Annotated in this window: 7 protein-coding genes; 1 reads left to right on the forward strand and 6 read right to left on the reverse strand. The window is 64.8% G+C overall.

What is annotated here, in order from left to right; genetic code table 11:
• Positions 1-169: 169 nt before the first annotated feature.
• The 4 genes from ABD654_RS00995 to rpoE all read right to left on the reverse strand — a co-directional run bounded on the left by ABD654_RS00995 (position 170) and on the right by rpoE (position 4,262).
• Positions 170-1,588: a DegQ family serine endoprotease gene (locus ABD654_RS00995; protein ID WP_344701389.1), complete on the reverse strand. Its 1,419-nt coding sequence runs from the start codon at positions 1,586-1,588 to the stop codon at positions 170-172.
• A gap of 121 nt (positions 1,589-1,709) precedes the next feature.
• Positions 1,710-2,750 (reverse strand): MucB/RseB C-terminal domain-containing protein, encoded by a 1,041-nt coding sequence (locus ABD654_RS01000; protein WP_344701391.1) that lies wholly within the window; start codon positions 2,748-2,750, stop codon positions 1,710-1,712.
• A gap of 6 nt (positions 2,751-2,756) precedes the next feature.
• Positions 2,757-3,485, reverse strand: a complete 729-nt coding sequence (locus ABD654_RS01005; RefSeq protein ID WP_344701393.1) for a sigma-E factor negative regulatory protein — start codon at positions 3,483-3,485, stop codon at positions 2,757-2,759.
• A 177-nt stretch (positions 3,486-3,662) separates the two neighbouring features.
• Positions 3,663-4,262 carry an RNA polymerase sigma factor RpoE gene (gene rpoE, locus ABD654_RS01010; protein ID WP_344701395.1) on the reverse strand — a complete coding sequence of 200 codons (600 nt, stop codon included), beginning with the start codon at positions 4,260-4,262 and terminating at the stop codon, positions 3,663-3,665.
• Between the two features lie 511 nt (positions 4,263-4,773).
• On the opposite strand from rpoE, the gene ABD654_RS01015 reads away from it, so the two are divergent.
• Positions 4,774-5,850, forward strand: coding sequence for a 3-deoxy-7-phosphoheptulonate synthase (locus ABD654_RS01015; protein ID WP_344701397.1), 1,077 nt, complete (start codon positions 4,774-4,776; stop codon positions 5,848-5,850).
• Between the two features lie 63 nt (positions 5,851-5,913).
• Here ABD654_RS01015 and dinG read toward each other — a convergent pair whose 3' ends face one another.
• Both dinG and ABD654_RS01025 read right to left on the reverse strand, forming a co-directional pair.
• Positions 5,914-8,040 (reverse strand): ATP-dependent DNA helicase DinG, encoded by a 2,127-nt coding sequence (gene dinG / locus ABD654_RS01020; RefSeq protein WP_344701399.1) that lies wholly within the window; start codon positions 8,038-8,040, stop codon positions 5,914-5,916.
• Between the two features lie 5 nt (positions 8,041-8,045).
• Positions 8,046-9,215 carry a DEAD/DEAH box helicase gene (locus tag ABD654_RS01025; protein ID WP_344701401.1) on the reverse strand — a complete coding sequence of 390 codons (1,170 nt, stop codon included), beginning with the start codon at positions 9,213-9,215 and terminating at the stop codon, positions 8,046-8,048.
• Positions 9,216-9,306 lie beyond the last annotated feature (91 nt).

The raw sequence follows: 9,306 nt of genomic DNA on the forward strand, positions 1-9,306 counted from the left end.
TGCCACAATCCGATTTATGTACACGCCCTCGGCGATTTTCAGCGCAGCGTGCGTAAATAATAGCGGCCATTGTACCGTTCCCGGGTGCGCCGTGCTATGGCAGGCCGGGACCGGCAAGCGCAATAAAAAGCCCGGCGCGACGGCCGGGCAAACAAGAGTGCAAGAGCGCTTATTCCAGGCGCAGCGCCACAAACAGCGAGCGCCCCTCACGGTAGAGCCGCACGGGGATGGCGCGATCGTCGGGCAGCGCGGCCACCTGCTCGCCAAGCGCGGCAGGCGACGACACGCTTTGATGATCAATGCTGACCAGCACGTCTCCCGGACGAATCCCCGCGCGGGCGGCGACGCTGCCCGGCTTGACGTCGCGCACCTTGACGCCGCCGTCGATGTTGAGACGCTCGCGCAGCTCGGCGTCCAGCGCGCTGACCTCAACGCCCAGACGCGTCTGGCCGGCGGTTTCGCCTGCCTGAGAGCGCACGCCCCGGCGGGCGTTTTCAGGCCAGCTGCCAAGCGTAATACGCTCGGTCAGAGTACGACCGTCGCGCAAAAGCGACAGCTCCACCGTCTCGTCCGGTGCCAGCCGGCCGATCAGCCGCGGCAGCGCACTGGAGCGATCCACGTCTTTGCCGTTCACTTCCAAAATGATATCGCCGGCCTCAAGGCCGCCGCGGGCCGCCGGACCGTCGGGGGGCAAATCGGCCACCAGCGCACCGGCGGGCTTGTCCATGCCGAAGGACTCGGCCAGATCCCGGGACACCGGCTGAATCATCACGCCAAGCCAGCCGCGGTCAACGCGGCCGGCGTCACGCAGCTGCTCGGCCACGTCCATGGCCACATTGATGGGAATGGCAAACGAAAGCCCCATAAAGCCGCCGCTGCGGGTAAAAATCTGCGAGTTGATGCCAATCACCTCGCCGTCCAGATTGAACAGCGGCCCGCCCGAGTTCCCCGGGTTAATCGCCACGTCCGTCTGGATAAACGGCACGTAGGCGTCCCGCGGCAGGGTCCGGTTTGTCGCGCTGATGATGCCCGACGTTACCGAATGGTCAAAGCCGAAAGGCGAGCCGATAGCCGCCACCCAGGCCCCGACTTGCACTTCGTCAGAGTCGCCCAGTTCCAGGGTAGGCAGGTCATCGGCGTCGACGCGCAGCAGCGCGATGTCGGTCTTGGGGTCGCTCCCCACCACTTCTGCCTGCATTTCACGGCGGTCGTTGAAGCGCACCAGGATTTCATCGGCCTCCTTGACCACGTGGGCATTGGTCAGGATGTAGCCGTCCTCATCGATCACAAACCCGGAGCCCAGCGACTGGCGCTCCCGGCTGCGCCCGCCGTGCCCCGGCGGGGCCGGCAGCCGATCACCGAAAAAATGGCGGAATATATCCGGAATGTCCTGACCGCTAAACCCGCGCAGCGGCGAGCCATCCCGCGGCGCTACGGTGCGGCTGGTGGCAATGTTGACCACGCCCGGGGCGGCGTCCTTGACCAGCCGAGTGAAGTCCGGCAGCTCGCGCGCCTGGGCGGCGCTGCCAGCGGTTAACAGCAACAATAAGCAAAGCCACAGCGTGGCCGGAAGAGTCAAGCGCTTCATGCAAGAGCTCCTTGGGTGACGTATCAAAACGGGGCTGTCGGCCGCAGCCAACGGGTAATGGACAGGCAAAAACGGCCGGGGTTCCGAGCTGGCAGCGCCGGGAGGCTGCCAGTCACCCGGTTCAGGGGTTGCCGGCCGCATCGGGCGATGGGGCATCGCTACGCGTCACCGAGCGCGCTATGCGCCCCAGCAGCTCAGGCGGCACTTCGCCGATGGCGATCACCTGCCAGGGATGATCGCCGGCATGGCGTTCAACGGCGATGGCCGACGCGCCCAGCCGGTGTACGCCGGTTGCAAGCGTCGCAGCCGCCGGCGATTCAACGAACACGCTAACGGTGGCCAGCCCGTCGCTGTAGAGCCGGCTGGTGCGATTCGCCCGCGCATTCCGGAGGGTATTGGGCTGTTCGACCATCCCGCCGGGCAGCCAGCCGACCTGCCAGTTCGGCCCGGCCTTTTGCTCAGGCGGGGTGACGCTCACGTCGCGGGCATAGCGCGTGGGCGTTTGCAGCCGCGTGATCTGGAAGGTTTCCAGAATGACGTCGCTGTCGTCGCGCAGCACGTGCTTGAGCAGCAGTCCGGTTTGCTGGTCAAGCCACCACTGATGGCGATAGCGATTGCCGCTTTGCGGGGTAAACGTCAGCCGTACCGCCTCGCGGCCGGCGACGCGCTCGTCTCTGGCCAGGGCAATGTCGTACACCGAGGCTACGTGTTCGGCCCAGCGCCGGGGCATGGGCGCGGCGCTTTCGCTTTGCCCGGGCTGGGCACTTGGCCAGCCCCAGAGCCCGGCTCGGGCGTGGCGCTCAACGTTGACGGAAGGCCCGTCAAGGTGCTGGATCACCTGCTGGCGAACGCCGTCCTGAATGCGGTGGGACAGCGCCAGGGTGCGCACGTTGAGCGCATCGATCGCCACGGCTCGGGCCTGAAAGCGATAGCAGTGGCTTGCCTTGAGGCTTTCCGTCAGCCAGCCCACCGGCGTTTGTGGCGCCTCGCCGCCGAGCGTGCTGCACGCAAGCGTCGTTGCACCCGGGCCATTGCGATCGCTTGGCGAGGCGGCCGGCCCCTCGGGTGCGGCAAAAACGGACGCGGCCAGCAGCGCCAAGGCGCCGCCCCCCGCGGCGGAGAACAGTGCCGGTGCGAGTCGTTTGCAGGCAGTGCGACGCATCGGCGGTTAGCGCCCCAGCGCGTCGGTCATGGCAGAAGAGCGCGAAAGCGGCAGCCAGCTGTCGCTATTGCTGTAGGCCGCGCCGTGGGCGTGCTCTTGCAGATAGGACTGCAGCAGCTGAATCTGGGCGTCGCCTACCGGGGCGGCCGAACGGGATAGCGCCTGCCCTGCCGGCACGTTCATGCCGCCGTCGTTGACCGTCATCAAGCCCTGGCGGCGGCTTTCCTGTCTTAGCTGAAACGGCGTGGGTTCAAACATGGGAACGTTGTTGGCCGGCGCGGAGCTTGCCAAACTCGCCGGCTGCGGGCCGGCCGCAGCGCCGCCGGCCGGCGCATCCAGCGCAAGCTCCGGCACCTCAACACGCTCGCCGCCGCTGTTGGCGCTGAAGTACTGCACGCCGCTGATCACCATCAGCGACACCGCCGCGGCCACGCCGGCCCCGCGCATCAGCGAAAGTCCGGACGAGGCGCGGCCAGCCCGCTCGCCGGTGGCCGGGGCGGCACCGGCCGTCGGCGCCGGCTCAGCGGCCAGCCGGGCCATGATGCCGGCGGAGAGATCGGCGCTGACGTCAAGCCCGCGTTCGCGCTGCATCATGCTGCGCGCCAGATGATAGCGATGCCAGGTGTCGGCCGCGTCGGCTTCGTCAGGCAGCGTTTTCAATACCCGACGCAGTTCCAGTTCGTCGCTTTCGCCGTCCATTAATGCCGAAAGGGACTCTCGTGTGTTTTGACTCATGCTTCACACCCTCACACTGATTGGAAAAAGCCGACGCCAGTCCGGCCTTTACTGTGGCGTTACCGGCGCTTTTGGCGGCACTGGCCTGCCTGTATGACGCGGGCGAGCGAAAACAGTTCAGAAATCGGGGAAAAACGGTAACGCATTGTTGATCAGCGCCCTCCCCCGCTGGCGCCACTAGCCGTCGCGGCTGTTGCGTGCCGTGGCAATCAGCGGCCGGATGTGTTCGTCCACGGCTTCGCGGGCGCGAAAGATGCGCGAGCGCACGGTGCCCACCGGACACTGCATGATCTGGGCGATATCTTCATAGGCCAGGCCATCAAACTCGCGCAGGGTGATCGCCGTGCGCAGGTCTTCCGGCAGTTTTTCAATAGCGGCAAACACTGCCGCTTCCAGCTGGTCACGGGCGGTGGCCGCTTCGGGGGATTCATCGTCGGCCAGACGGCCGCTGTGGTCGACCACCTCGGCATCGACGATATCGACATCGCTTCCCGGCGGGCGGCGGCCCCGAGATACCAGATGGTTTTTGGCCGTGTTGATCGCAATGCGATACATCCAGGTATAAAAAGCGCTTTCGGCGCGAAAGCTGCCAAGCGCCCGATAGGCCTTGATAAAGGCCTCTTGGGCCACATCGTGCACTTCAGCGTGGTCGTGCACGTAGCGGCTGATCAAACCAATGATCTTGTGCTGATATTTTTTTACCAGCAGGTCAAACGCGCGGGTATCGCCGTTACGGGCACGCTCTACCAGCTGCTGATCTGTTTCCCGAGTGCCCATTCACACGCTCCTCACGCCCGCACAACCGGCGTGGCGACCTAGTGTTTCAAGCCCCCTGATATGGGTAGCCTTTACGGCAAAACGCATAGTGTCCCTTGGGCAATGGTCATTTCAATGTTCCCTTGTAGGCCTTAAATGTTCCCTTGTACGCCTTGATAGTATCGCTTGTACGCCTCGACAACAGCGCGGCCGGCTATCCAACGGCGACGTATACGCCCTTTGCAGCCGCCGGCACCGGCAAAGGCGGGCCAGTGTTGCGCGTTACACCGCGCGCATCAAGCACTTGCCGTACCGGCAAGCGCCGGCGCGCGCCGATCACCGCGAAACAATTGATTTTTACTGTCCCGGCAAGCGATAGTAGACGCATATCCCAAAACGCCGCGGCGTTTTTCACCGTTTTACTCACGGCTGTGTTCGCCGCTTTTTCACGGCTGTCTTCACTGCTTTTTCACCACGCTTTTGCCTCACGTCGTTAACCCCGTTTTTATACAGCGCATTCACAGGTAGCAACATGCCCGAACAACAGGTCAACAACCTCAACGTCCTCGCTCAGGATGTTCTCATCAACCCGGACGACCTCAAGCAAGCGGTTCCGCTGACCGACGAGGCCGAACGCACGGTCATCAGCGGTCGTCAAACCATTCAAAACATTCTGGACGGCCGCGATCCGCGCCTGCTGGTCGTGGTCGGCCCGTGTTCCATTCACGACGTTGACGCCGCCATCGATTACGCCAAACGCCTGCGCAAGCTGGCCGACCAGGTCAGCGACAGCCTGTATCTGGTCATGCGCGTCTACTTTGAAAAGCCGCGCACCACCGTGGGCTGGAAAGGCCTGATCAACGACCCGCACTTGAACGGCTCGTTTGAAATCGAAGAAGGCCTGCACAAAGCCCGCCGGCTGCTGGTGGAGCTTTCCGAAATCGGCCTGCCGCTGGCAACCGAGGCGCTGGACCCGATTTCGCCCCAGTACATCCAGGACTGCATCAGCTGGTCCGCCGTGGGCGCGCGCACCACCGAGTCCCAGACCCATCGCGAAATGGCCTCGGGCCTATCCGGGCCGGTAGGCTTTAAAAACGGCACCGACGGCAGCCTGGACGTGGCGATCAACGCGCTGAAGTCCGTCGCCAGCCCGCATAACTTTCTGGGCATCAACCACGAAGGCCGGGTGGCCATTATTCGCACCCGCGGCAACGCCTACGGCCATGTGGTGCTGCGCGGCGGCAACGGCAAGCCCAACTACGACAGCGTAAGCGTCGCCTTGGCCGAGCAGGAACTCGCCGGGGCGGGCTTGTCGGCCAACATCATGATCGACTGCTCGCATGCCAACTCCAACAAGGACGCGGGGCTGCAGCCGCTGGTGCTGGAAAACGTCACCAACCAGATTCTCGACGGCAACACTTCAATCATCGGGCTGATGGTGGAATCCAACATCGGCTGGGGCAATCAAAAGGTGCCCGAGGATATCAGCCGGCTGGAATACGGCGTGTCGATCACCGACGCCTGCATCGACTGGGACACCACCGTCGAATCCTTTGTCCGCATGAACGAGCAGCTGGCCGCTGCCCTGGCCAAACGCAGCGCCGCCTGATCGGCCCGGCGACCTCGCTTACGCCCCGGCACCTGCCGGGGCGTTTTGTTTCCGAGCGCCCGCTCAGGCCATCTCTCGGGTGAACGGCGGCAGCGAATCCAGCAGCGCACGGCCGTAGCGCCGCGTAAGCACCCGGCGGTCCAGCAGCGTAATGCGCCCGGTATCGCTTTCCTTGCGAATCAGCCGCCCGCAGGCCTGCACCAGCTTGATCGAGGCGTCCGGCACGCTGATGCGCATAAAAGGGTTGCCGCCCTGGCTTTCGATCCATTCGGCAAGCGTCGCCTCTACCGGGTCATCGGGCACGGCAAACGGCAGCCGGGTGATCACCACATGGGTGAGATAGTCGCCGGGCAGATCAATGCCTTCGGCAAAGCTTGCCAAACCGAAAATCATGCTGCCTTCGCCGCTGTCTACCGCGGCGCGGTGGCGCTTTAACAGCTCGGCCTTGGGCATGGCGTCCTGGGCCAAAAGGCGCTTTTCCACATCGCTCGGCAGCGCCTTGCGCACGGCGCGCAGCTGCGCGCGCGATGAAAACAGCACCAGCGTGGCCTCGTGCGCATCCAGCCGGCGAAGAAACGCGATGATCGCCTGCTCGTGGCCCTCACGATCGCCGGGATCGGCCGCCTCGGCGGGTACGCTGAGCACGGCGCTGGCGTAGTCAAAAGGGCTTGGCAGTGCCTGATAGCGATAGCGCTCGGCAAGACCCGCCCGCTCCTGGATGCGCTCAAAACGCCCCAGCGCGGTCAGCGTCGCCGATGTGATGACCGCGCCGTGGCAGCGCCCCCAGAGATTTTTCGCCAGCGTATGTGCCGCTGACACAGGGCTTGCGGAAAACTCGATTTCCGCCTCGCCGCCCGCGCGTGAAAGCGTCAGCCACCGCGCCTGGGGCGGTTTCCCCGCCGGGTCCTCGGCGGCAAACGCCTGCCACAGCCCGCAGGCTTCAAGCACTCGGCCGTGCAGCAGCGCCAAAAGCGGCCGCCAGGTTTCGGCCTGCTCACGCTCAAGGCCGGTCTGCTTGTCCGGGTCAAGGCTTTCCCGCAGGATCTCGCAGAGACGCTCCAGGGTGCGCGCAAGCTCGGCAAACATCGCCAGCAGCTGCTCGGCCTGCTCGCGCAGCGGCCCAGGCACAGCACCGTTGGCAAAGCGCTGCTGATGGCCGGTTTCACTATCACCCAGCCCACGGGGCCGCTCGGCCAGCTGATGGCCCAGGGTAAAGACGTCCTTTAACGCCGGCTCCACGGCCTGCAGGGTTTGCGGAAGCCCGGCCAAAAGCCGCGCGACGGCAGGCTCGGCACCCAGCGCCTGGTGGAGTTCAGTCAGGCTTGTGCGCAGGGTATTCAGCCAGCGCAGACAGCCGTGCACGGCAAAGCGATGGGCAAAGTGCGACAGCGCCTTGTCCGGCAGGTGATGGCCTTCGTCAAAGACGAAAATGCACTCTTCCGGGTCGGGCAGAATCGTCCCGCCGCCCAGCGCCAGATCGGCCAGCACCAGGTCATGGTTGGCAACGATCACGTCGGCGCTGTCCAGCTCCCGGCGGGAACGGAAAAACGCGCAGGCAGCAAAGTGCCCGCAGCGCCGGCCGGTACACTGGCGATGATCCACCGTCAGCCGCCGCCAGGCCGCATCGCTTACGGTCTCCGGCCAGCTGTCGCGATCGCCTTCCCAGTCGCCGCGGCCGTAGGCCTCGGCCATGTCGCCGGCCAGGCGAGTAACGTCGTCGCTTTTGGCGATCACATCCTGGTCGAACAGCGACTCGGTGGGGTTGGGCGCACTGTCGCCCATGGCCTCGTCCAGACGGGCCACGCAGACATAGCGCCCGCGCCCCTTGGCCAGCGCGTAGCGAAACCCCAGGCCGCTATGCGCGGCAAGGGACGGCAGGTCGTGCTGCAGCACCTGCTCCTGCAGCGCCACGGTCGCGGTCGACACCACCAGCCGCTTGCCCCGGGCCTTGGCCACCGGCAGCGCAGCCACCAGGTACGCCAGCGTCTTGCCGGTGCCGGTGCCGGCTTCAAGCACGCAGACGTGGGTGTCACTCTGGCGCTTGCCGGCCTCGTCAACGTCAATGCCGCCAAGCGTGCGGGCAATTTCGGCAATCATCAGCCGCTGGCCGTAGCGCGGCGTCAGCGAGAGCGCTTCCACCATACGCCGGTAGGCGGCCTGGATGTCTCCTTTGAGCGCGTCGTCGAGCATGGCGGCTAGCGCAGGCCTTCCGGCGGCGGCTCACACATCAGCGCATCGCCGGTGTAGCGTTCGATTTCCGGCAGCGCGAAGGCGTCTTCTTCGCCGACAAAGCTGATCGATACCCCCGGGGTACCGGCGCGTCCGGCACGCCCGATGCGGTGAACGTAGTCGGCGGGATCTTCCGGCAGGGTGTAGTTGATCACGTGGCTGACGTCGTCGATGTGAATGCCGCGCCCGGCCACGTCGGTTGCCACCAGCACCTGAAGCTTGCCTTCGCGAAACTGCTCAAGCGTCGCTCCCCGCTCGGCCTGGGGCACATCCCCTGAAAGCATTGCCGCGCTGATGCCGGCACGCGCAAGTTCGCCTTCCAGCTCGCGCACAAGATCCCGGCGGTTGACAAAGACAAGAACCCGCTCGCCGTTTTCCTGCTGTAAAAGCGTGATCAGCAAACGCGGTTTGTCGGCGTCTGCAACCCGATAGACGCGCTGGTCAACATCCGCCTGGCGGTCGGCGTTTGCGGTGATTTCTACCTTCGCCGGCGACCGGGCCCACTGCTCGGCAAACGCCGTAACGTCATCGCTTAGCGTCGCCGAAAACAGCCAGGTCTGGCGCTTATCGCGCGCCGGCGTCTGCGCCACGATGCGCTTGATATCGGGGCTAAAGCCCATGGAGAGCATGCGATCGACCTCATCGAGCACCAGCACCTCGGTCTGGGCCAGATCCAGCTCGCCTTTCTGCTGAAAATCCAGCAGGCGCCCGGGCGTGGCAACCAGCAAATCGACCTTTTTATCCAGCTGTTCGCACTGCTGCTGGTAGTCGATACCGCCCACCGCGCTGGCCACGTTTAGCTGGGTGTAGCGGGCAAGTCCCTGGGCATCCTTGGCGATCTGCAGGGCAAGCTCCCGGGTGGGCGCGACCACCAGCGCCCGAGGCGCGCGATGCTGCTGCCCGTCGGGGGCTTTTTCTTCCAGAAAATAGGCCAGAATCGAAATCAAAAAAGCCGTCGTCTTGCCCGTGCTGGTGGGGGCTTTGCCCAGCATATCGCCGCCCAGCAGCGTGTGGCGCAGCGTCTCCGCCTGGATCGGCGTGCAGTATTCAAAGCCGTGTGCCTGAATGGCACGCATCAAAGGCAGCGGCAGGTCAAAATCATGAAAGCGCCACTTGCCGGCATGAACTGACCCCATAAAGTTGGACGGTTCATTTAGCTGGCATCCAAGGCCTGAGTCCTGTACTGCACAGGGCTCAGGCCTTTTAGCGTCAACTTAATGCGTTCGT

This window comes from Halomonas cibimaris (genome assembly GCF_039537045.1).
Taxonomy (GTDB): Bacteria; Pseudomonadota; Gammaproteobacteria; order Pseudomonadales; family Halomonadaceae; genus Vreelandella; species Vreelandella cibimaris.

Coding starts and splice junctions, on each gene's coding strand:
- ABD654_RS00995 (WP_344701389.1), bottom strand. CDS start 1,588: ATGAAGCGCTTGACTCTTCCGGCCACGCTGTGGCTTTGCTTATTGTTG.
- ABD654_RS01000 (WP_344701391.1), bottom strand. CDS start 2,750: ATGCGTCGCACTGCCTGCAAACGACTCGCACCGGCACTGTTCTCCGCC.
- ABD654_RS01005 (WP_344701393.1), bottom strand. CDS start 3,485: ATGAGTCAAAACACACGAGAGTCCCTTTCGGCATTAATGGACGGCGAA.
- rpoE (WP_344701395.1), bottom strand. CDS start 4,262: ATGGGCACTCGGGAAACAGATCAGCAGCTGGTAGAGCGTGCCCGTAAC.
- ABD654_RS01015 (WP_344701397.1), top strand. CDS start 4,774: ATGCCCGAACAACAGGTCAACAACCTCAACGTCCTCGCTCAGGATGTT.
- dinG (WP_344701399.1), bottom strand. CDS start 8,040: ATGCTCGACGACGCGCTCAAAGGAGACATCCAGGCCGCCTACCGGCGT.
- ABD654_RS01025 (WP_344701401.1), bottom strand. CDS start 9,215: ATGGGGTCAGTTCATGCCGGCAAGTGGCGCTTTCATGATTTTGACCTG.